An 18679-nucleotide genomic window follows, 5' to 3' on the forward strand; every position below is an offset into this window, starting at 1 on the left:
CTATTTTTCCCGCTCGCTGCGCAGCTTTGCCCAATAGTCCAGCCGTTTCTTGATATCGCGCTCGAAGCCGCGTTCGGGCGGATCATAAAAGGTCTGCCGGCCCATCTTTTCGGGGAAATAGTCCTGGCCGGAAAAAGCATCGGGCTGGTCGTGATCGTAGCGGTAGCCGGCGCCGTAATCCTCCTCTTTCATCAGCTTGGTCGGCGCGTTGAGGATGTGCTTGGGCGGCAGCAGCGAACCGAACTCCTTCGCCGCCCGCGTGGCTGCCTTGAAGGCGGTATAGACGGCGTTGGATTTGGGCGCGGTGGCGAGATAGACGGTGGCCTCGGCGAAGGCCAGTTCGCCTTCGGGCGAGCCGAGATAGTCGTAGGCGTCCTTGGCGGCGTTGGCGATAACCAGCGCCTGCGGGTCGGCCAGCCCGATATCCTCCATCGCCATGCGCACCAGCCGGCGGCCGAGATAGAGCGGATCCTCGCCGGCGTCGAACATGCGGGCAAGATAATAAAGCGCCGCGTCCGGGTCGGACCCACGCACCGATTTGTGCAGCGCCGAGATCAGATTGTAGTGACCGTCCTGGCCCTTGTCATAGATCGGCGCGCGGCGCTGGACGATGCGCTGCAGCCCTTCGGGATCGAAAACCTCGCCGGGTTTGGCGGCGCGCCAGACTTCCTCGGCCAGCGTCAGCGAGGCCCGGCCGTCACCATCGCTCATGCGGATGAGCATCGCCCGCGCCTCTTCGTCGAGCGGCAGCGCCCTGCCCTCTGTCTCCTCCGCGCGCGTCATCAGCTTGGCGATGCTCTCCTCGCCCAGCGGGTGAAACACCAGTACCCGCGCGCGCGACAAAAGCGCGGCGTTCAGCTCGAAGGACGGATTTTCGGTTGTGGCGCCAACCAGCACGACGGTGCCGTCCTCCATGACCGGGAGAAACGAATCCTGCTGGGCGCGGTTGAAGCGATGGATCTCGTCGACGAACAGCAGCGTCTGGCGGCCATTGGTGCGACGCAGCTTTGCCGCCTCGAACACTTTCTTCAAATCGGCAACGCCGGAAAACACCGCTGAGATCTGCTCGAAGGCAAGGCTGGTCTCGCCGGCCAGCAGCCGCGCCACGGTGGTCTTGCCGGTGCCGGGTGGCCCCCAGAAAATCATCGAGCCGAGCGAACCGGAGTTGATGAGCCGCGTCAGTGCGCCGTCGGGGCCGGTCAGATGCTCCTGGCCGACGACCTCGCCAAGGTTTTTCGGGCGCAGCCGATCGGCCAAAGGCCGGCCGGGCGGCGCTCTTTCCGGTTCATCGACGCTGAACAGATCGGCCATCTAGGTCTTCTGGTTGGAGCACGATCCTCAGAAATGGAAGATCGCCTCAGTAACGCAACACCTGGCGCAGTATCTGCCCGCCGCGCTCGACGGTAAAGCGCCACCAGCGTGTATCCTGCTGGGCAAGCTGCGCCAGTGTCGCCGCCGTATCGACCGTCGTGCCGTTCACCTCGCGCACGATGTCGCCCGGCTGGAAGCCGAAATCGGCGGCCGGCGAATCGCGGTTGATGTCGACCACGGTGACCCCCTTGAGGTCGGTGCGCAGGCCGAGCCGCTGGGCGAGCCTGGGCGACAGTTCCGCGACCTTGGCGCCGGAGAACGGGCTGCGGCCATGCAGGGTCACTTCCGACGCCTTGGCGCCTTCCGGCGCGCGCTCCAGTGCAATCTCCATCGTCGCCTGCTGGCCCTTGCTCAGGATGGCGAAGGTCGCCTTGGTGCCGATCGACAGGGTCGCCATGCGGTAATCCAGCGCCTCGATGCCTTCGACCGTCGTGCCATTGAGCTGCAGCACGACATCGCCGGGCTTCAGCCCTGCCTTGGCCGCCGGTCCGGCTTCCTCAACCGACGACACCAGCGCGCCGGTCGGCTTCTCCATGCCGAGCGATTCGGCGATCTGCGGTGTGACCGCTTCGAATTCGGCGCCTATATAGGGCCGCTCGAAGAAATCGAGCCCGGCCTTGGCCGCGTCGGCGAAGGCGCGCACCATGTTGGCGGGGATGGCAAAGCCGATGCCGATCGAGCCGCCGCTGCGGCTGTAGATGGCGGTGTTGATGCCGACCAGCTGGCCGCCCATGTTGATCAGCGCGCCGCCGGAATTGCCGGGATTGATGGCGGCGTCGGTCTGGATGAAGTAGCCCGAATCCGAAACGCCGATATGGCTGCGGGCAAGCGCCGAAACGATGCCGCTGGTGGTGGTCTGGCCGACGCCGAACGGATTGCCGATGGCCAGCACCAGGTCGCCGACCTCGAGCGCGTCGGAATCGCCGATGGCGATCACCGGAAACGGCTTGTCGGAGGTGATCTTGAGCACGGCGAGGTCGAGCGTCTCGTCCTTGAGCATGACCTTCGAGGTGAATTCGCGCCCGTCGGCGGTCGCGACCTTGACCTCGTCGGCATCCTTGATCACGTGGAAATTGGTGACGACGACGCCGCTCGGGTCGACCAGCACGCCCGAGCCGAGCGAGGATTGCGCGCGCGGCTGCGCGCGGCCGAAAAATTCCTCGAAGAACGGATCGCCGTCAAAGGGCGACGTGACCTTGGCCGTCTGCGACGCATAGACATTGACCACGGCCGGCGCCGTCTGCTTGACCAGGGGCGCAAACGACAGCTGCACCTCTTCGCGGCCGAACGGCACGCGCTTGTCGGGACCGGAGGTGCCGTTCTCGCCCTCGACGCCATGCAAGAGGTCGGTCAGCACATCGGAGAGCCCCGGATCGGCTGGCTTGGCGGCGTCCTCGGCCAGGGCGTCTTTCACGGCCGGTGCCGCGGCAAAGGCGGCCAGCGCGCAAAGGGCAACAAGAAACAGCCGTTTGAAGTGCATTCCGAATCCTCCAGGTCGGGCGCCATTGTCCCGACGATTGTGCAAAATGAAAGGCTAAGCCCCTGAAATCTGATTATTCTGGCCCGCAAAGCAGCTATAGGTCGGCTTGAAACTGAGAACCTTCGTCGACCTTCATGAAAAAACAACTCCTGTCATTCCGTGACTTTTTGAAGACCGGCACTTTTGGGCCCGTTTCCCCTTCTCTGAAAATGATCGACATCGCCGGTGTGCTGGGTCCGCCTGACGGCTGGGTCACGGAACCTGCAGGGACGATTCCGGTCTATTGGATTTTCGGAAAGCTCGAAATTTCCTTTGATGAAGAAGCACCTCATTGGATGAACTGGTTTCAGATCGAAGAAGCGGGCTATCTCGAAGGTGATTTTGAGGTTCTCACCGATCGCCTTGTGCTCTCATTGGATGGGTTCAGTGGAGAGACGAAGCCTTCGGAATTCCTGGCTGCCGGCCTTTGGGCTCCAGAAGAGGCAGCGGTTTTCTACGCCGCCTTGAGCGACGATATCTTGCTGAACATCTGCGCGGGTCCCATTCAGATTCATTTCCGAGTCGATACAGACTTCATCAAAGATGGGGACGCCCAAAAATACCTGGCCAATTCCACCGTGTCGCAAGTGGTCAGCGATATCGATTCCCGCGCCACCCTCGACAGTATCTATTCCTATCCCCAACCGGCGTTCGAAGAGATCCCCGGCGCCTTCAATTGGAATCTGCTTAGCGGTCGCGACTACCTGACGCTTGCTCGCTAAACGTAAGGCTCGCTAAACGTAGGACGCTGGTAACAAAAAGGGGCCCGAAGGCCCCTTTGAATTCATCCAGAAACCCCCAGCCTTATGCGGCCGCGGTTTCCTCATTGGTGCCTTCAGCTTCGAGGCGAGCGCGGTCGCCGGCGCCCTTGGCGTCGGTGTCACGGTCGACGAACTCGATGACCGCCATGGCGGCATTGTCGCCGTGGCGGAAGCCCGCCTTCATGATGCGCAGATAGCCGCCATTGCGGGTGGCGTAGCGCGGCGCGATCGTGTCGAACAGACGCTTGACGACGCCTTCATTGCCGATCTGGGCAATCACCTGGCGGCGCGCATGGAGGTCGCCGCGCTTGCCGAGCGTCACCAGCTTCTCGACGATCGGACGCAGATCCTTCGCCTTCGGCAGGGTGGTGACGATCTGTTCGTGCTCGAGCAGCGACACGGCGAGGTTGGCGAACATCGACTTGCGATGGCTAATGCTTCGGGCGAAGCGGCGGCCTTTAAAACCGTGGCGCATGGCTCTTTTCCTTCTTCAGTTGTTCAAGAGGCCGTGGCCTCTGATGGTTTTCCGCATGACCGTCGGATCGAGCGGCTCACGCCGCCGATCCTTGGAAATTCATGCTCAATATTGGTCTTCGTAACGCTTGGCGAGGTCTTCGATGTTTTCCGGCGGCCAGTCCGGCACTTCCATGCCGAGGTGCAGGCCCATCGCCGCGAGCACTTCCTTGATCTCGTTCAGCGACTTGCGGCCGAAGTTCGGGGTGCGCAGCATCTCGGCTTCGGTCTTCTGGATGAGATCGCCGATGTAGACGATGTTGTCGTTCTTCAGGCAGTTGGCCGAACGCACCGAAAGCTCGAGTTCGTCGACCTTCTTGAGCAGCGCCGGGTTGAAGGCGAGCTCTGTGACGGCTTCGGTGGCGACTTCCTTCTGCGGCTCGTCGAAATTGACGAACAGGCCAAGCTGGTCCTGCAGGATGCGGGCAGCGAATGCCACCGCGTCCTCGCCCGAGATCGAACCGTCGGTCTCGATGGTCATGGTCAGCTTGTCATAGTCGAGAACCTGGCCCTCGCGGGTATTTTCGACCTTGTAGGAGACCTTCTTGACCGGCGAATACAGGCTGTCGACCGGGATCAGGCCGATCGGCGCGTCTTCGGCGCGGTTGCGGTCGGCCGGCACGTAACCCTTGCCGGTGTCGACGGTGAATTCCATGCGGATTTCAGCGCCCTCGTCCAGCGTGCAGATGACGTGGTCCGGGTTGAGGATCTCGACGTCGCCAACCGTCTGGATGTCGCCAGCCAGAACCGCACCCGGGCCCTGCTTGCGAACGACCATGCGCTTGGGACCATCGCCTTCCATGCGGATGGCGATTTCCTTGATGTTGAGGACGATGTCGGTCACGTCCTCACGCACGCCGGCAATCGACGAGAATTCATGCAGAACGCCGTCGATCTGCACGGCGGTGACAGCCGCACCGCGCAGCGAAGACAAAAGCACGCGGCGCAGCGCGTTGCCGAGCGTCAGGCCGAAGCCGCGCTCGAGCGGCTCGGCGACCAGCGTGGTCAGCGTCTTCTTCTTCGACGAGAACTCGATCTTGTTCGGCTTGATCAGTTCCTGCCAATTTTTCTGGATCATGATGCTTTCCTTCCGTTGACCCGCCACCATCCAATCGTGGCGGGCGACCTGGAGTGCCGTGGAGGAGCGCCTTGAGGCGCTCACGCGGCGTTCGGTAATGTCTTAGACGCGGCGCTTCTTGCGCGGGCGGCAGCCATTGTGCGGGATCGGCGTCACATCACGGATCGAGGTGATGGTGAAGCCGGCAGCCTGCAGGGCGCGAAGCGCCGATTCACGACCGGAGCCGGGTCCGCAGACCTCGACTTCGAGCATGCGCATGCCGTGTTCCTGGGCCTTCTTGGCGACGTCTTCGGCAGCCATCTGGGCGGCAAACGGGGTCGACTTGCGCGAACCCTTGAAGCCCTGGGCACCGGCCGACGACCAGGCAATGGAATTGCCCTGCGCGTCGGTGATGGTGATCATCGTGTTGTTGAAGGTCGAATTGACGTGGGCAACGCCCGACGAGATGTTCTTGCGTTCGCGACGGCGAACACGAGCGGCTTCCTTGGCCATGATAGTCCTTTCAGTTGATCTCTACACCGCCGTAATGCCAGCGGCTCCACCTTTGAAAGCGAGTAGTGAGCAGGGACCAGCGAATAGGGAACCCCTACTCGCTAATGGCCACTCGCTATCGCTCACTTACTTCTTCTTGCCGGCGATCGACTTGGCCGGGCCCTTGCGGGTGCGTGCATTGGTGTGCGTGCGCTGGCCGCGAACCGGCAGCGAACGGCGGTGACGCAGACCGCGGTAGCAGCCGAGGTCCATGAGGCGCTTGATGTTCATCGACACTTCGCGGCGCAGATCGCCTTCGACCTGGTAGTCGCGGTCGATGGTCTCGCGGATCTGCAGCACTTCCGCGTCCGTCAGCTGGTTGACGCGGCGCTCGGCCGGGATGCCGACCTTGTCGACGATCTCCTGGGCGAACTTCTTGCCAATGCCGTGAATGTACTGAAGCGCAATGACGACGCGCTTGTTGGTCGGAATGTTGACGCCGGCTATACGAGCCATATTCTTCTCTTCTCCATGTGGGACCGGCCGGCCTTCAAAAAAGGCATGCGCGGCGCTGTTCAAATTACCCCGCGTCCGGTGGAGGCCGGCCCTTGCGGGAGTTCCCTGGTTTCAATGCGGCTGCCTTGCCCTTGCGGACAAGCAAGCCTCATGCCTGATAGGAAGACGGGCCGCCATAACCCAGCGAACCGTTCCAGTCAAGCGCAATCTTTACTTTACCGTAACGGTCTCCCGCGTCACCGCCGCGAGCAGCGCTTCAATCTCCGCCGTCACGGTGTCGACAGGGGCCATGCCGTCGACACTCCTAAGCGAGCGTTTGGCATAATAATAGCCGATCAGAGGCGCGGTCTTCTTGTAATATTCCCGCAGGCGCTCTTCGAACACCACCGGATTGTCGTCCTTGCGCACCGGCTGTCCGGCGGCCTTGGCGTCGTCGGCGCGCTTGACGATGCGGGCGACCAGCGCTTTGTCGTCGACGACGAACTCGATCACGGCATCGAGGTCAATGCCGCGCTCGGCGAGCATCGATTCAACCGCATCAGCCTGCACCAGCGTGCGCGGATATCCGTCGAGGATGAAACCGTTGGTGCAATCGGGCTGATCGATGCGCTCGGCCACGATGGCGTTGACGATGGCGTCGGAAACCAGCTCGCCGGCATCCATCACCGCCTTGGCGCGCTTGCCGACTTCGGTGCCGGCCTGCACGGCCGCCCGCAGCATGTCACCCGTCGACAGCTGCGGTATGCCGTATTTTTCTACCAGTCTTTGTGCTTGCGTCCCCTTGCCCGCTCCTGGCGGCCCAAGCAATATCAATCTCATCTGGCCTTCTTCCCCCCGCGCAGCTTCGACTTCTTGATCAGGCCCTCATACTGGTGCGCGATCAGGTGACCCTGGATCTGCGCGACCGTATCGAGGGTTACACTGACCACGATCAGAAGCGATGTGCCACCGAGGTAGAATGGTACGCCAGTCGCCGAAATCAGGAACTCGGGCAGCAGGCACACCAGCACCAGATAGATGGCGCCGACGACGGTGATGCGCGTCAGGACATAGTCGATGTAATCGGCGGTGCGCTCACCCGGACGGTAGCCCGGAATGAAGCCGGAATGCTTCTTGAGCTGGTCGGCGGTGTCCTTCGGATTGAACACGATGGCCGTGTAGAAGAAGGCGAAGAACACGATCATTGCCGCATAGAACAGCATGTAGAGCGGCTGGCCGTGGCCGAGCGAGGCAAGCACGGTGCTTGCCCATGCCGGCAGGTTTGTCGTCTGCGAGAAGCCGGCGACCGTTGCCGGCAGCAAAAGCAGCGACGACGCGAAGATCGGCGGAATGACGCCCGACGTGTTGAGCTTCAGCGGCAGATGCGAGGTATCGCCCTGGAACATGCGGTTGCCGACCTGGCGCTTCGGATACTGGATCAGCAGGCGGCGCTGCGCGCGCTCGAAGAACACGATCAGCGCGATGACGATTATGGCCAGCACGATGATCGCGAGTATCAGCCCGGTCGATAGGGCGCCGGTGCGGCCGAGCTCCAGCGTGCCGGAGATGGCGCGCGGCAGGCCGGCGACGATGCCGGAAAAGATGATCAGCGAAATGCCGTTGCCGATGCCGCGGGCGGTGATCTGCTCGCCCAGCCACATCAGGAACATGGTGCCGCCAACCAGCGTGACGACGGTCGAGATGCGGAAGAACATGCCGGGATCGTTGACGATGCCGTTGCCGCCTTCCAGGCCCACTGAAATGCCGTAGGCCTGCACCAGCGCCAGGAGTACCGTGCCGTAGCGCGTGTACTGGTTGATGACCTTGCGGCCCTGCTCGCCTTCCTTTTTCAGCGCTTCCAGCGACGGAATGACCGAGGTCATCAGCTGCATGATGATGGAGGCTGAGATGTAAGGCATGATGCCGAGCGCGAAGATCGCCATGCGCTGCACGGCGCCGCCGGCGAACATGTTGAACATGCCGAGCACGCCCTTGGCCTGCGAAGAGAAGGCCTGCGCGAATGCATCCGGATTGATGCCGGGCAGCGGGATATAGGTGCCGAGGCGATAGACGAGCAGCGCGCCGACGGTGAACCAGATTCGCTTCTTCAGGTCCTCCGCCTTGGCGAAAGCCGCAAAATTCAGATTCGAGGCTAGTTGTTCAGCAGCCGAAGCCATGCCTGATTCTCCGCTAGAGCATGATGCCGAAAAGTGTGAAGCGGTTTTCGGACAACGTCATGCGCTACTTCTTTGATTTGTATGTCACGCTCGATGCCCGCAGCTCAGGCGGCGCGTGGCACCGAAGCTCACGAGATAAGCTCCGGGCTCTAAACATGCAAGCGGCCGCGTTGACGCGGCCGCCTAATTGATTGGATCAAAGCGCAATCGTGAACAAAAACGGATACCGTTCCTGCCGGCCGCGCTTCAAATTGCCATTACTCCGCTGCCGCTTCCGGCAGCTTGACCGAACCGCCGGCCTTTTCGATCTTCTCGATCGCGGCCTTGGAGGCGCCGGCGACGTCGAAGGCAAGCTTTGCCTTGAGCTCGCCGTCCGAGAGGATGCGCACGCCGTCCTTGACGCGGCGGATGACGCCGGCGGCAACGAGTGCCTCGGCCGTCACGGTCGCCTTGGCGTCGAGCTTCTTGGCATCGAGCGCCGTCTGGATACGAGCCAGCGACACGACGACAAAGCTCTTGGCGAAGATGTTATTGAAGCCACGCTTCGGCAGGCGCCGATAGAGCGGCATCTGGCCGCCCTCGAAGCCGTTGATGGCAACGCCGGAGCGCGCCTTCTGGCCCTTGACGCCGCGACCGCCGGTCTTGCCCGAGCCGGAGCCGATGCCACGGCCGAGACGCTTCTTGGAGTGCGTCGCGCCGTCCTTGTCACGCAGATCGTTGAGTTTCATCTGGGTTCTCCTGCGCTTTTGCTCAGCCCTCGTCCACGACGCGGACGAGATGCTGAACGGCAGCGATCATGCCGCGCACCGAGGGAGTGTCCTCCAGCGTGCGCTGCTTGTGCATCTTGTTGAGGCCGAGGCCGACCAGCGTTGCGCGCTGTTCCTTCGGGCGGCGGATCGGCGAACCGATCTGCTCAACGGTGACGGTCTTGGTTGCTTTCTTGGCCATGGTCAAAATCCCTGGTCAGATCGACTATTCTTCAGCCGCAACGGCGGTGCCGCGGCGGGCCTGAAGGGTCGAATACTTGATGCCGCGCGCAGCAGCCACATCCTTGGGATGCATCTGGCTTTTCAGCGCGTCGAATGTGGCACGAACCATGTTGTAGGGGTTCGACGAACCCATCGACTTGGCGACCACGTCATGCATGCCGAGCGTCTCGAAGACAGCGCGCATCGGGCCGCCGGCGATGATGCCGGTACCCTGCTTGGCAGCGCGCAGAAGCACGCGGCCAGCGCCCCAACGTCCTTCGACGTCGTGGTGCAGCGTGCGGCCCGAGCGCAGCGGCACGAAGATCATGTCGCGCTTGGCCGATTCGGTTGCCTTGCGGATCGCTTCCGGCACTTCGCGCGCCTTGCCGTGACCGAAGCCGACGCGGCCCTTCTGGTCGCCGACGACGACGAGTGCTGCAAAACCGAAGCGACGGCCGCCCTTGACGACCTTGGCGACACGGTTGATGTGGACGAGCTTGTCCACCATGCCGTCATCGCGTTCTTCACGATCGCGGCCGCGGCCGCCATCCCTACGTTCCTGTGCCATATCCTGTTCCTTGTTTTTTTCCGGAAGCACGGTTGCTGATAAGATCCGGTGCGCCTCTTTGGGTCACCGGGGGCGAATTATTTTTCCTTGCATGATCTTGTCCGAAAAGTCTGCAACTTTTTGCTGCGCTGACCTTCGGTTCGGGATCAGGCAATTAGAAGCTCAGACCGCCTTCACGGGCAGCCTCGGCCAGCGCCTTGACGCGGCCGTGATAGATGTAGGCGCCGCGGTCGAAGACAACTTCCTTGACGCCGGCCTTGGTGGCGCGCTCGGCGATCAGCTTGCCGATCGCAGCCGCAGCCTCGGTGTCGGCACCGGTCTTGAGCGAACCCTTGATGTCCTTCTCGAGCGTCGATGCAGCCGCGATGGTGTGGCCCTTGGCGTCGTCGATGACCTGCACGTAAATGTTCTTCGACGTGCGGTGGACCGAAAGACGCGGGCGCTCGCCGGCGACCTTCTTGATCTGACGGCGAACGCGCTGCGCGCGGCGCTGGATGGATTCCTTGGTAGCCATGATAGTCTTCCTTGCCTTCAAAAAACGGGGGCCGCCATGTGCGGTAGGCGAAAGCGCCTCCCGCGACCGCTCCCCGCGGCGTTGCACTTCTTTGGCTTGGCCTTTTCCGAAAAGTCTGCAACTTTTCGGGGCCAGGCCTACTACTTCTTCTTGCCTTCCTTGCGGACGATCTTCTCGCCGGCATAGCGGACACCCTTGCCCTTGTAGGGCTCGGGACCGCGATACTCGCGAATCTCGGCGGCAACCTGGCCGACCTGCTGCTTGTCGATGCCGGTCACGGTGATTTCCGTCGGCTTCGGCACAGTGATCGTGATGCCAGCCGGCGTCTGGTAGACGACATCATGGCTGAAGCCAAGTGCCAGCTGCAGGTTCTTGCCCTGAAGTGCCGCGCGATAGCCGACGCCGGTGATCTCGAGCTTCTTCTCGAAACCGTCCTTGACGCCCTGCAGGATGTTGACGATCTGCGTGCGCGACATGCCCCACTTGGAGCGGGCGGCCTTGGTCTGGTCGCGCGGCTGGACAGCGATTTCGCTGCCTTCCATCTTGACCAGCACTTCATCGTTCACCACGAACTTCAGCTCGCCCTTGGGGCCCTTCGCCGTCACGGTCTGGCCGTTGACGGTCGCGGTCACGCCCTGCGGCAGCGAAACGGGTTTCTTTCCAATACGAGACATTTGGTTGTCCTCGTCACTTCTCTTGTTTCAGGTCTCTGTCTTCGGGAACGATCCGAAGACCGGATTCCACTTTGCGGTCAGCTGCCAGATCAGAAGATCTGGCAGAGGATCTCGCCACCGACATTCTGTTCGCGTGCTTCGTGGTCGGCCATCACGCCCTTCGGCGTCGAAAGGATGGCGATGCCGAGGCCGTTGGCGACGTGCGGGATCGACTTGGCCGAGACGTAAACGCGGCGGCCCGGCTTCGAGACGCGGGCGATTTCGCGCACGACCGGAGCACCGTCGAAATACTTCAGCTCGATTTCGATCTCGGACTTGCCGTTGTCGAAGTCGGTCTGGCTGTAGTCGCGGATATAGCCTTCAGCCTTCAGCACGTCGAGGACGCGGGTACGCAGGCGCGACGCCGGCGTCGAAACGCTCGACTTCTTACGGCCATACGCGTTGCGGATGCGGGTCAGCATATCGCCGAGAGGATCGCTCAATGACATGTTATGTCCTCCTTACCAGCTCGACTTGACCAGGCCCGGGATCTGGCCGTTATTGCCGAGATCACGAAGCGCGATGCGCGATACTTTGAGCTTGCGATAATAGGCGCGCGGACGGCCGGTAACTTCGCAGCGGTTGCGGATGCGGATCTTGGCCGAGTTGCGCGGCAGGGCAGCAAGCTTCAGCTGAGCGCGGAAACGCTCTTCCATCGGCTTGGACTGGTCCATGATGATCGCCTTGAGCGCTGCGCGCTTGGGACCGTACTGGTCGGCAAGCTTGCGGCGCCTGTTGTTCTTCTCGACTGAGCTGGTCTTTGCCATTTCAGATTTTTCCTTTTCTCGCTGCCGTTACTGGCGGAAGGGGAAGTTGAAGGCCTTGAGCAATGCCCTGGCTTCGTCGTCCGTCTTCGCAGTCGTACAAACGATGACGTCCATGCCCCAGATCTGATCAACCTTGTCGTAGTTGATCTCCGGGAACACGATGTGTTCCTTGATGCCCATGGCGTAGTTGCCACGGCCATCGAAGCTCTTCGGATTCAGTCCGCGAAAGTCGCGGACGCGCGGCAGTGCGATGTTCACGAGACGGTCGAGGAACTCGTACATGCGTTCCTTGCGCAGCGTGACCTTGGCGCCGATCGGCATCTTCTCGCGGACCTTGAAGCCGGCGATCGAATTACGGGCGCGGGTGACGACGGCCTTCTGGCCGGCGATCATCGCCAGGTCTTCGGCCGCGATCGAAGGCTTCTTCGAATCCGCGGTCGCTTCGCCGACGCCCATGTTCAGCACGATCTTGTCGATGCGCGGAACCTGCATCTCGTTCTCGTAGCCGAACTGCTCCTGCAGCGCCTTGCGGATGGTCTCGTTGTAGACCTGCTTGAGGCGCGGCGTGTTCTGGGCCTTGGACTGTTTGCTTTCAGCCTTGGGCTTCGTGGTTTGAGCCTTAGCCATTGATGACTTCTCCCGAGCGCTTGGCGACGCGCACCTTCTTGCCGTCCTTCTGGAAGATGAAGCCGACGCGGGTCGGCCTGCCATCCTTGGGGTCGGCGAGCGCGATGTTCGACAGCTGGATCGGCGCTTCCTTGGTGATGATCCCGCCCTCTTGGGACTGGGACTGCTTCTGGTGACGACGGATCATGTTGACGCCGCGCACCAGCGCGGTGTCTTCCTTCGGCTGAACCGAGAGGACTTCGCCCGAACGGCCCTTGTCCTTGCCGGCCAGCACGACGACCTTGTCGCCTTTTCTAATCTTTTGCATTGGTCCGGCTCCTTACAGCACTTCAGGCGCGAGCGAGATGATCTTCATGTGGTTCTTGGCGCGGAGTTCGCGCGGAACCGGTCCGAAGATACGCGTGCCGATCGGCTCTTTCTTGTTGTCGACGAGAACGGCCGCGTTCTTGTCGAAACGGATCACGCTGCCGTCCGGGCGGCGGATGTCCTTGGCCGTGCGAACCACGACCGCCTTCATCACATCGCCCTTCTTAACGCGGCCGCGCGGAATGGCTTCCTTGATCGACACCACGATGATGTCGCCTACGGAAGCGTATTTCCGCTTCGAGCCGCCCAGCACCTTGATGCACATGACACGACGGGCGCCGGAATTATCCGCGACGTCGAGGTTTGTTTGCATCTGAATCATGACTGGCCGCCTTCTTCTCTTCTAACGGGACGGGCTCAAAGCCCCTCCCCGGTCTGTCCAAAATTCGGTTTGTTACGCCTGGTCCGAAGACACGACGATCCAGCGCTTGTCCTTGGAAATCGGCTTCGATTCCTGGATGAACACCTGATCGCCGACCTTGTGGGCGTTGTTCTCGTCGTGCGCCTTGTACTTCTTGGTCATGCGCACGGTCTTCTTCATCACGGGATGCGTGAAGCGCCGTTCGACCTTGACGACTACCGTCTTCTCGTTCTTGTCGCTGACGACAGTGCCCTGCAGAATGCGCTTTGGCATGATTTTCGTCCTTAAGCCTTCTTGGCCGCGGACTTTTCCGCAGCGATGGTCTTGATACGCGCAATGTCCTTGCGAACCTGCCGCACGCGCGCGGTCTTCTCGAGCTGGCCGGTGGCCTTCTGGAAGCGCAGGTTGAACTGCTCCTTCTTCAGGCTGGCCAGATCGTCGGTCAGCTGGTCCTGGGTCTTGGTCCGGATGTCTTCGGCTTTCATGATCAGCCCGTCCTTATTCTGCGATGCGCTGTACGAAGCGCGTCCTGACCGAGAGCTTGGCCGCGCCGAGACGCAGCGCCTCACGGGCGGTTTCTTCGTTGACGCCGTCGATCTCGAACATGATGCGGCCCGGCTTTACGCGCGCCGCCCAGTAATCGACAGCGCCCTTGCCCTTGCCCATGCGCACTTCAGTCGGCTTCGACGTCACCGGCACATCAGGGAAAATACGGATCCACACGCGGCCGGCACGCTTCATCTCACGAGTGATCGCGCGGCGGGCCGCCTCGATCTCACGCGCGGTGACGCGGTTCGGCTCAAGCGCCTTCAGCCCGAAACCACCGAAATCCAGGTTGGTGCCGCCCTTTGCGGTACCATGGATACGGCCCTTGAACTGCTTGCGGAACTTTGTGCGCTTTGGCTGCAGCATCGTTCTAACTCCAAATTCCCAAATAATCAGGCGTTTTCGCGACGACGACCGCGTTCGCGATCACCACCACCGCCATGCGCAGCATCACCCTCGGTCGCGCGACGCTCCGAAGCCATCGGATCGTGCTCGAGGATTTCGCCCTTGAACACCCAGACCTTGACGCCGCAGATGCCGTAAGCCGTATGCGCTTCGGCCGTGCCATAGTCGACATCGGCGCGCAGCGTATGCAGCGGCACGCGGCCTTCGCGGTACCATTCCATGCGTGCAATCTCGGCGCCGCCGAGACGGCCGGCGCAGTTGATGCGGATGCCTTCGGCGCCCAGGCGCATCGCCGACTGAACGGCGCGCTTCATGGCGCGGCGGAACGCGATACGACGCTCGAGCTGCTGGGCGATCGACTGGGCGACCAGGGTTGCGTCGATTTCCGGCTTGCGCACTTCAACGATGTTCAAGTGCGTCTCGGACTTCGTCATCTCCATCAGCTTCTTGCGAAGCTTTTCGATGTCGGCGCCCTTCTTGCCGATGATCAGGCCCGGGCGCGCCGCATGGATGGTGACGCGGCACTTCTTGTGCGGGCGCTCGATCACGACCTTGGAAATCGCAGCCTGCTTGAGTTCCTTTTCAAGATATTTGCGGATCTTGATGTCCTCATGCAGCAGCTTGCCGTACTCGCCGGTGTTCGCGAACCAGCGCGAATCCCAGGTGCGGTTGATGCCGAGGCGCAGACCGATCGGATTGACTTTCTGACCCATTATGCGGCCTCCCCTTTTTCTTCGACTTCACGAACGACGATCGTGAGGTGCGAGAACGGCTTTTCTATACGGCTGGCGCGACCGCGGCCACGAGCATGGAACCGCTTCATGACGATCGACTTGCCGACATAGGCTTCCGCCACGATCAGTGCATCGACGTCGAGGTCGTGGTTGTTTTCCGCGTTGGCGATCGCCGATTCCAGCGTCTTCTTGACCGTGCCGGAAATCCGCTTGGCCGAGAATTCGAGATCGGAAAGCGCTGTCGCGACCTTCTTGCCGCGGATCAGCGCGGCAACCAGGTTCAGCTTCTGCGGGCTGATACGGATCGTGCGCAGAACGGCGCGCGCTTCGTTGTCAGCAAGCCTGCGCGGAGCTTTGGCCTTGCCCATGATTATTTCCTCTTCGCCTTCTTATCCGCGCCGTGACCGTAATAGGTCCGGGTCGGAGCGAATTCACCGAACTTGTGACCGACCATGTCCTCGTTCACCGAGACGGGAACATGCTTCTGGCCGTTGTAGACACCGAAGGTGAAGCCGACGAACTGCGGCAGGATGGTGGAGCGACGGCTCCACATCTTGATCACCTCATTGCGACCACCTTCACGAACCTTGTCCACCTTCTTGAGAAGGTAGCCGTCGATGAAGGGGCCTTTCCAAATAGAACGAGTCACTTGGCGTTACCTCTTCTTAGCTCTTGCGCTGATGGCGCGAGCGCAGGATGAACTTGTCGGTCGCCTTGTTGGACCGCGTCTTCTTGCCCTTGGTCGGCTTTCCCCACGGGCTGACCGGATGACGGCCACCGGAGGTGCGGCCTTCACCACCGCCATGCGGATGGTCGACCGGGTTCATGGTCACGCCGCGATTGTGCGGGCGCTTGCCGCGCCAGACCGTGCGGCCGGCCTTGCCGTCGTTGATGTTGCCGTGGTCGGGGTTCGACACGGCGCCGACGGTGGCCATGCAGGAGCCGTGAACGACCCGCTGCTCGCCCGAGTTGAGGCGCAGGATCGCCATGCCCTGGTCGCGACCGACCAGCTGTCCGTAGCCACCTGCCGAGCGGGCAACCTGGGCGCCCTTGCCCGGCTTCAGCTCGATGTTATGGACGATCGTGCCGACCGGCATCGAGGCCAGCGGCATCGCATTGCCTGGCTTCACGTCGACCGATTCACCGGCCACGATCTTGTCGCCGGCGGCAAGGCGCTGCGGAGCGATGATGTAGGACAGCTCGCCATCGTCATACTTGATCAGCGCGATGAAGGCGGTGCGGTTCGGATCGTATTCAATGCGCTCGACCGTGCCGACGACGTCGAACTTGCGGCGCTTGAAGTCGATGATGCGGTACGAACGCTTATGACCGCCGCCGATGAAGCGGGCCGTGATGCGGCCGTGATTGTTGCGGCCGCCCGACTTGGTCAGGCCTTCGGTCAGTCCCTTGACGGGCTTGCCCTTGTAGAGGCCCGAGCGGTCGACGATGACCAACTGGCGGGTGCTCGGCGTTACCGGGTTGAATTTTTTAAGTGCCATGTTTGTTGTCCTCGCGGCCTAGCTCAGAGACCCGTCGCGACGTCGATCGACTGGCCGTCGGCCAGTGTCACAATCGCCTTCTTGACGTCGCTCTGGCGGCCGATCGTGCCGCGGAAGCGCTTGATCTTGCCCTTGCGGACAAGCGTGTTCACGGCCGTAACCTTGACGCCAAACAGCGCTTCGACAGCGGCCTTGATTTCCGGCTTCGACGCCTTCTTGGCGACGTTGAAAACAACCTGGTTGTTCTCGGAAGCCATGGTCGACTTTTCCGTGATCGCCGGCGAGACGATCACGTCGTAATGACGGAGGTCGGTCATTTAAAGCGCTCCTCGAGAGCCTCGACGGCGGCCTTCGAAAGGACCAGCGTGCCGCGGCGCAGAATGTCGTAGACGTTGATGCCCTGGATGGGCAGCACGTCGATGTTCGGGATGTTGGTCGCCGCCAGCTTGAAGTTCTGGTCAAGCTCGGCACCGCCGATCACCAAGGCGTTGGTCAGGCCCAGTGTCGCGAAATTCGCGATCAGCGCCTTCGTCTTGGCCTCGGTCAGCTTCAGCTCGTCGATGATGATGATCGACGCGCTCTTGGCCTTGGCCGAGAGAGCATGCCGCAAGCCCAGAGCGCGCACCTTCTTCGGCAGATCGTGCTCGTGGCTGCGAACGACCGGGCCGTGGGCCTTGCCGCCGCCGCGGAACTGCGGAGCGCGTGCCGAATGGTGACGGGCGCGGCCCGTACCCTTCTGCTTGTACATCTTGGCGCCGGTGCGCGCGATTTCGGCGCGGCCCTTGGCCTTGTGCGTGCCCTGCTGCCGTTTGGCCAGCTGCCAGCGCACGACGCGCTGCAGGATGTCCTCGCGCGGATCAAGGCCGAAAATCTCCTCGGAGAGTTTCACCTTGCCGGCGTCCTTGCCGCCAAGCGTTGTGATCTTGAGATCCATTATTCTGCTCCCTCTGCGGCCGGAGCCTCGTTCTTGGCGCCACTCTCGGCGGCAACGGCGCGGATCGCGGCAGGCTTCGGCGCGTTGGCCGGCAGTGCCACCTTGGCCGCATCGCGGACCAGGATCCAGGCGCCCTTCGATCCGGGAACCGCACCGCGGATCAGGATCAGGCCGCGGTCGGCGTCGGTCGAAACGATCTCGACATTCTGTGTGGTGACGCGGGTGTCGCCCATGTGGCCAGCCATATGCTTGCCCTTGAACACTTTGCCCGGGTCCTGACGCTGGCCGGTCGAACCGTGCGTACGGTGCGAAACCGAGTTACCGTGCGTCGCGCGGCCACCACCCATGTGATGGCGCTTGATGACGCCCTGGAAACCCTTGCCGATCGTCGTGCCCGTCACATCGACCTTCTGGCCGGCGACGAAGTGCTCGACGGTGATCTCGGCGCCGACATCGATCATGTTGTCGGCGGAGACGCGGAACTCGGCGACCTTCGCCTTCGGCTCGACGGAAGCGGTCGCGAAATGGCCGCGCATCGCCTTCGACGTGTTCTTCACCTTGGCAAGGCCAACGCCGAGCTGGACGGCGGTATAGCCGTTCTTCTCCTGCGTGCGCTGAGCCACGACCTGGCAGTTCTCCATCTGGAGAACGGTGACGGGAACATGTTCCCCGGCATCATTATAGATGCGGGTCATTCCCACCTTCTTTGCAATCACACCTGAACGCATCGGTTCAATTCCTTTAGAGTTCCGGGCCAGGGGCACCGCCCCTTACCGCGCTCTCATTCCCTTAGAGCTTGATCTCGACGTCGACACCGGCGGCCAGATCGAGCTTCATCAAAGCATCGACCGTCTGCGGGGTCGGATCGACGATGTCGAGCAGACGCTTGTGCGTGCGCATCTCGAACTGCTCGCGGCTCTTCTTGTCGACGTGAGGCGACCGGTTGACCGTGAACTTTTCGATCCGCGTCGGCAGCGGAATGGGGCCGCGGACGTTTGCTCCGGTGCGCTTGGCCGTCGACACGATTTCTTTCGTCGAGGCGTCAAGCACGCGGTGATCAAACGCCTTCAGGCGGATGCGGATATTCTGTCCGTTCATGCGTCACTTCCTTGTTCTGGCGCGGCGCGGGCAAATCCTGCGCCCGCGACAGATCGGTTTAAGTCCAAATTACTCTTTGATGGTGACGACGATGCCGGCACCGACGGTACGGCCGCCTTCACGGATGGCGAAGCGCAGCTTCTCTTCCATGGCGATCGGCACGATCAGCTCGACATCGACCGTGATGTTGTCGC

31 protein-coding genes are annotated in these 18679 nt (G+C 61.9%); 1 reads left to right on the plus strand and 30 read right to left on the minus strand.

What is annotated here, in order from left to right; all coding sequences use genetic code 11:
* Nucleotides 1-1311, minus strand: a complete 1311-nt coding sequence (locus NKI96_RS15585; RefSeq protein WP_352805103.1) for a replication-associated recombination protein A — start codon at nucleotides 1309-1311, stop codon at nucleotides 1-3.
* A 46-nt stretch (nucleotides 1312-1357) separates the two neighbouring features.
* Complete coding sequence (locus NKI96_RS15590) at nucleotides 1358-2851, minus strand: DegQ family serine endoprotease (RefSeq protein WP_023736687.1); 1494 nt, start codon at nucleotides 2849-2851, stop codon at nucleotides 1358-1360.
* A 134-nt stretch (nucleotides 2852-2985) separates the two neighbouring features.
* Between NKI96_RS15590 and NKI96_RS15595 the strand changes: the two genes are divergently transcribed.
* Entirely contained in the window at nucleotides 2986-3612 is a 627-nt protein-coding gene (locus tag NKI96_RS15595) for a hypothetical protein (protein ID WP_352561112.1), read from the plus strand.
* Between the two features lie 82 nt (nucleotides 3613-3694).
* Here NKI96_RS15595 and rplQ read toward each other — a convergent pair whose 3' ends face one another.
* The 28 genes from rplQ to NKI96_RS15735 all read right to left on the minus strand — a co-directional run.
* Nucleotides 3695-4126, minus strand: coding sequence for a 50S ribosomal protein L17 (gene rplQ, locus NKI96_RS15600; protein ID WP_023736689.1), 432 nt, complete (start codon nucleotides 4124-4126; stop codon nucleotides 3695-3697).
* Between the two features lie 105 nt (nucleotides 4127-4231).
* On the minus strand, nucleotides 4232-5242 hold the full coding sequence (locus NKI96_RS15605; RefSeq protein ID WP_023682599.1) for a DNA-directed RNA polymerase subunit alpha: 1011 nt from the start codon (nucleotides 5240-5242) through the stop codon (nucleotides 4232-4234).
* 102 nt (nucleotides 5243-5344) lie between these two features.
* On the minus strand, nucleotides 5345-5734 hold the full coding sequence (rpsK, locus tag NKI96_RS15610; RefSeq protein WP_006205444.1) for a 30S ribosomal protein S11: 390 nt from the start codon (nucleotides 5732-5734) through the stop codon (nucleotides 5345-5347).
* Nucleotides 5735-5860: 126 nt separating this feature from the next.
* The gene (gene rpsM / locus NKI96_RS15615) at nucleotides 5861-6229 is read right to left on the minus strand and encodes a 30S ribosomal protein S13 (protein ID WP_006205445.1); all 369 of its coding nucleotides are present in this window, start codon (nucleotides 6227-6229) and stop codon (nucleotides 5861-5863) included.
* Between the two features lie 210 nt (nucleotides 6230-6439).
* Nucleotides 6440-7048, minus strand: a complete 609-nt coding sequence (locus tag NKI96_RS15620) for an adenylate kinase (protein WP_023714162.1) — start codon at nucleotides 7046-7048, stop codon at nucleotides 6440-6442.
* Entirely contained in the window at nucleotides 7045-8385 is a 1341-nt protein-coding gene (secY, locus tag NKI96_RS15625; protein ID WP_023672761.1) for a preprotein translocase subunit SecY, read from the minus strand. The genes NKI96_RS15620 and secY overlap by 4 nt, the downstream gene beginning before the upstream one ends.
* Before the next feature lie 257 nt (nucleotides 8386-8642).
* Nucleotides 8643-9113 carry a 50S ribosomal protein L15 gene (rplO, locus tag NKI96_RS15630; protein WP_023672760.1) on the minus strand — a complete coding sequence of 157 codons (471 nt, stop codon included), beginning with the start codon at nucleotides 9111-9113 and terminating at the stop codon, nucleotides 8643-8645.
* Between the two features lie 22 nt (nucleotides 9114-9135).
* Complete coding sequence (rpmD, locus tag NKI96_RS15635; RefSeq protein ID WP_023736690.1) at nucleotides 9136-9333, minus strand: 50S ribosomal protein L30; 198 nt, start codon at nucleotides 9331-9333, stop codon at nucleotides 9136-9138.
* 24 nt (nucleotides 9334-9357) lie between these two features.
* Nucleotides 9358-9921, minus strand: coding sequence for a 30S ribosomal protein S5 (rpsE, locus tag NKI96_RS15640; protein ID WP_006333394.1), 564 nt, complete (start codon nucleotides 9919-9921; stop codon nucleotides 9358-9360).
* Nucleotides 9922-10075: 154 nt separating this feature from the next.
* Nucleotides 10076-10435 carry a 50S ribosomal protein L18 gene (gene rplR, locus NKI96_RS15645; RefSeq protein WP_352561110.1) on the minus strand — a complete coding sequence of 120 codons (360 nt, stop codon included), beginning with the start codon at nucleotides 10433-10435 and terminating at the stop codon, nucleotides 10076-10078.
* A 140-nt stretch (nucleotides 10436-10575) separates the two neighbouring features.
* Nucleotides 10576-11109, minus strand: a complete 534-nt coding sequence (gene rplF / locus NKI96_RS15650; protein WP_023755194.1) for a 50S ribosomal protein L6 — start codon at nucleotides 11107-11109, stop codon at nucleotides 10576-10578.
* Nucleotides 11110-11198: 89 nt separating this feature from the next.
* Complete coding sequence (gene rpsH, locus NKI96_RS15655; protein WP_006205453.1) at nucleotides 11199-11597, minus strand: 30S ribosomal protein S8; 399 nt, start codon at nucleotides 11595-11597, stop codon at nucleotides 11199-11201.
* A 12-nt stretch (nucleotides 11598-11609) separates the two neighbouring features.
* A complete protein-coding gene (rpsN, locus tag NKI96_RS15660) occupies nucleotides 11610-11915 on the minus strand; it encodes a 30S ribosomal protein S14 (protein WP_010909282.1) in 306 nt (101 codons plus the stop codon).
* 27 nt (nucleotides 11916-11942) lie between these two features.
* Nucleotides 11943-12542 (minus strand): 50S ribosomal protein L5, encoded by a 600-nt coding sequence (gene rplE, locus NKI96_RS15665; protein ID WP_023672755.1) that lies wholly within the window; start codon nucleotides 12540-12542, stop codon nucleotides 11943-11945.
* Nucleotides 12535-12849 carry a 50S ribosomal protein L24 gene (rplX, locus tag NKI96_RS15670; RefSeq protein ID WP_023691245.1) on the minus strand — a complete coding sequence of 105 codons (315 nt, stop codon included), beginning with the start codon at nucleotides 12847-12849 and terminating at the stop codon, nucleotides 12535-12537. Before rplX ends, rplE begins: the two co-directional genes overlap by 8 nt.
* Nucleotides 12850-12861: 12 nt before the next feature.
* On the minus strand, nucleotides 12862-13230 hold the full coding sequence (rplN, locus tag NKI96_RS15675; RefSeq protein WP_006205457.1) for a 50S ribosomal protein L14: 369 nt from the start codon (nucleotides 13228-13230) through the stop codon (nucleotides 12862-12864).
* Nucleotides 13231-13302: 72 nt separating this feature from the next.
* Nucleotides 13303-13542, minus strand: coding sequence for a 30S ribosomal protein S17 (gene rpsQ, locus NKI96_RS15680; protein ID WP_010909280.1), 240 nt, complete (start codon nucleotides 13540-13542; stop codon nucleotides 13303-13305).
* Nucleotides 13543-13553: 11 nt separating this feature from the next.
* Nucleotides 13554-13754 carry a 50S ribosomal protein L29 gene (gene rpmC / locus NKI96_RS15685; protein WP_006205459.1) on the minus strand — a complete coding sequence of 67 codons (201 nt, stop codon included), beginning with the start codon at nucleotides 13752-13754 and terminating at the stop codon, nucleotides 13554-13556.
* Nucleotides 13755-13767: 13 nt separating this feature from the next.
* Entirely contained in the window at nucleotides 13768-14181 is a 414-nt protein-coding gene (gene rplP, locus NKI96_RS15690) for a 50S ribosomal protein L16 (RefSeq protein WP_006205460.1), read from the minus strand.
* 26 nt (nucleotides 14182-14207) lie between these two features.
* Complete coding sequence (gene rpsC, locus NKI96_RS15695; protein WP_023672753.1) at nucleotides 14208-14933, minus strand: 30S ribosomal protein S3; 726 nt, start codon at nucleotides 14931-14933, stop codon at nucleotides 14208-14210.
* Complete coding sequence (gene rplV, locus NKI96_RS15700) at nucleotides 14933-15322, minus strand: 50S ribosomal protein L22 (protein WP_006205462.1); 390 nt, start codon at nucleotides 15320-15322, stop codon at nucleotides 14933-14935. Before rplV ends, rpsC begins: the two co-directional genes overlap by 1 nt.
* 2 nt (nucleotides 15323-15324) lie before the next feature.
* Nucleotides 15325-15603 carry a 30S ribosomal protein S19 gene (gene rpsS / locus NKI96_RS15705; RefSeq protein WP_006205463.1) on the minus strand — a complete coding sequence of 93 codons (279 nt, stop codon included), beginning with the start codon at nucleotides 15601-15603 and terminating at the stop codon, nucleotides 15325-15327.
* Nucleotides 15604-15619: 16 nt separating this feature from the next.
* Complete coding sequence (gene rplB, locus NKI96_RS15710) at nucleotides 15620-16453, minus strand: 50S ribosomal protein L2 (protein WP_023706515.1); 834 nt, start codon at nucleotides 16451-16453, stop codon at nucleotides 15620-15622.
* A gap of 23 nt (nucleotides 16454-16476) precedes the next feature.
* Nucleotides 16477-16770: a 50S ribosomal protein L23 gene (locus NKI96_RS15715; RefSeq protein WP_023672751.1), complete on the minus strand. Its 294-nt coding sequence runs from the start codon at nucleotides 16768-16770 to the stop codon at nucleotides 16477-16479.
* Entirely contained in the window at nucleotides 16767-17387 is a 621-nt protein-coding gene (gene rplD / locus NKI96_RS15720) for a 50S ribosomal protein L4 (protein ID WP_023672750.1), read from the minus strand. The genes NKI96_RS15715 and rplD overlap by 4 nt, the downstream gene beginning before the upstream one ends.
* Nucleotides 17387-18115 (minus strand): 50S ribosomal protein L3, encoded by a 729-nt coding sequence (gene rplC, locus NKI96_RS15725; RefSeq protein ID WP_023682606.1) that lies wholly within the window; start codon nucleotides 18113-18115, stop codon nucleotides 17387-17389. The genes rplD and rplC overlap by 1 nt, the downstream gene beginning before the upstream one ends.
* Before the next feature lie 61 nt (nucleotides 18116-18176).
* Complete coding sequence (gene rpsJ, locus NKI96_RS15730) at nucleotides 18177-18485, minus strand: 30S ribosomal protein S10 (RefSeq protein WP_010909272.1); 309 nt, start codon at nucleotides 18483-18485, stop codon at nucleotides 18177-18179.
* A 69-nt stretch (nucleotides 18486-18554) separates the two neighbouring features.
* A partial coding sequence (locus tag NKI96_RS15735; protein ID WP_502896609.1) for an EF-Tu C-terminal domain-related protein occupies nucleotides 18555-18679 on the minus strand: 125 nt, incomplete at its 5' end.

Source organism: Mesorhizobium sp. M0292, assembly GCF_040321695.1.
Taxonomy (GTDB): domain Bacteria; phylum Pseudomonadota; class Alphaproteobacteria; order Rhizobiales; family Rhizobiaceae; genus Mesorhizobium.

Excerpts from the sequence above, each read along its gene's own strand:
- rplD (WP_023672750.1), bottom strand. The coding sequence starts at position 17,387 with ATGGATCTCAAGATCACAACGCTTGGCGGCAAGGACGCCGGCAAGGTG.
- rplE (WP_023672755.1), bottom strand. The coding sequence starts at position 12,542 with ATGGCTAAGGCTCAAACCACGAAGCCCAAGGCTGAAAGCAAACAGTCC.
- rplO (WP_023672760.1), bottom strand. The coding sequence starts at position 9,113 with ATGAAACTCAACGATCTGCGTGACAAGGACGGCGCGACGCACTCCAAG.
- NKI96_RS15605 (WP_023682599.1), bottom strand. The coding sequence starts at position 5,242 with ATGATCCAGAAAAATTGGCAGGAACTGATCAAGCCGAACAAGATCGAG.
- rpsQ (WP_010909280.1), bottom strand. The coding sequence starts at position 13,542 with ATGCCAAAGCGCATTCTGCAGGGCACTGTCGTCAGCGACAAGAACGAG.
- rpsK (WP_006205444.1), bottom strand. The coding sequence starts at position 5,734 with ATGGCCAAGGAAGCCGCTCGTGTTCGCCGTCGCGAACGCAAGAACATC.
- rpsJ (WP_010909272.1), bottom strand. The coding sequence starts at position 18,485 with ATGAACGGACAGAATATCCGCATCCGCCTGAAGGCGTTTGATCACCGC.
- rplP (WP_006205460.1), bottom strand. The coding sequence starts at position 14,181 with ATGCTGCAGCCAAAGCGCACAAAGTTCCGCAAGCAGTTCAAGGGCCGT.
- rplX (WP_023691245.1), bottom strand. The coding sequence starts at position 12,849 with ATGCAAAAGATTAGAAAAGGCGACAAGGTCGTCGTGCTGGCCGGCAAG.
- rplF (WP_023755194.1), bottom strand. The coding sequence starts at position 11,109 with ATGTCTCGTATTGGAAAGAAACCCGTTTCGCTGCCGCAGGGCGTGACC.
- rplR (WP_352561110.1), bottom strand. The coding sequence starts at position 10,435 with ATGGCTACCAAGGAATCCATCCAGCGCCGCGCGCAGCGCGTTCGCCGT.
- secY (WP_023672761.1), bottom strand. The coding sequence starts at position 8,385 with ATGGCTTCGGCTGCTGAACAACTAGCCTCGAATCTGAATTTTGCGGCT.
- rplQ (WP_023736689.1), bottom strand. The coding sequence starts at position 4,126 with ATGCGCCACGGTTTTAAAGGCCGCCGCTTCGCCCGAAGCATTAGCCAT.
- rplV (WP_006205462.1), bottom strand. The coding sequence starts at position 15,322 with ATGGGCAAGGCCAAAGCTCCGCGCAGGCTTGCTGACAACGAAGCGCGC.
- rplC (WP_023682606.1), bottom strand. The coding sequence starts at position 18,115 with ATGCGTTCAGGTGTGATTGCAAAGAAGGTGGGAATGACCCGCATCTAT.
- rpmC (WP_006205459.1), bottom strand. The coding sequence starts at position 13,754 with ATGAAAGCCGAAGACATCCGGACCAAGACCCAGGACCAGCTGACCGAC.
- rpsH (WP_006205453.1), bottom strand. The coding sequence starts at position 11,597 with ATGTCATTGAGCGATCCTCTCGGCGATATGCTGACCCGCATCCGCAAC.
- NKI96_RS15620 (WP_023714162.1), bottom strand. The coding sequence starts at position 7,048 with ATGAGATTGATATTGCTTGGGCCGCCAGGAGCGGGCAAGGGGACGCAA.
- NKI96_RS15585 (WP_352805103.1), bottom strand. The coding sequence starts at position 1,311 with ATGGCCGATCTGTTCAGCGTCGATGAACCGGAAAGAGCGCCGCCCGGC.
- rpsM (WP_006205445.1), bottom strand. The coding sequence starts at position 6,229 with ATGGCTCGTATAGCCGGCGTCAACATTCCGACCAACAAGCGCGTCGTC.
- NKI96_RS15715 (WP_023672751.1), bottom strand. The coding sequence starts at position 16,770 with ATGACCGACCTCCGTCATTACGACGTGATCGTCTCGCCGGCGATCACG.
- rpsE (WP_006333394.1), bottom strand. The coding sequence starts at position 9,921 with ATGGCACAGGAACGTAGGGATGGCGGCCGCGGCCGCGATCGTGAAGAA.
- rpmD (WP_023736690.1), bottom strand. The coding sequence starts at position 9,333 with ATGGCCAAGAAAGCAACCAAGACCGTCACCGTTGAGCAGATCGGTTCG.
- rplB (WP_023706515.1), bottom strand. The coding sequence starts at position 16,453 with ATGGCACTTAAAAAATTCAACCCGGTAACGCCGAGCACCCGCCAGTTG.
- rplN (WP_006205457.1), bottom strand. The coding sequence starts at position 13,230 with ATGATTCAGATGCAAACAAACCTCGACGTCGCGGATAATTCCGGCGCC.
- NKI96_RS15590 (WP_023736687.1), bottom strand. The coding sequence starts at position 2,851 with ATGCACTTCAAACGGCTGTTTCTTGTTGCCCTTTGCGCGCTGGCCGCC.
- NKI96_RS15595 (WP_352561112.1), top strand. The coding sequence starts at position 2,986 with ATGAAAAAACAACTCCTGTCATTCCGTGACTTTTTGAAGACCGGCACT.
- rpsC (WP_023672753.1), bottom strand. The coding sequence starts at position 14,933 with ATGGGTCAGAAAGTCAATCCGATCGGTCTGCGCCTCGGCATCAACCGC.
- rpsN (WP_010909282.1), bottom strand. The coding sequence starts at position 11,915 with ATGGCAAAGACCAGCTCAGTCGAGAAGAACAACAGGCGCCGCAAGCTT.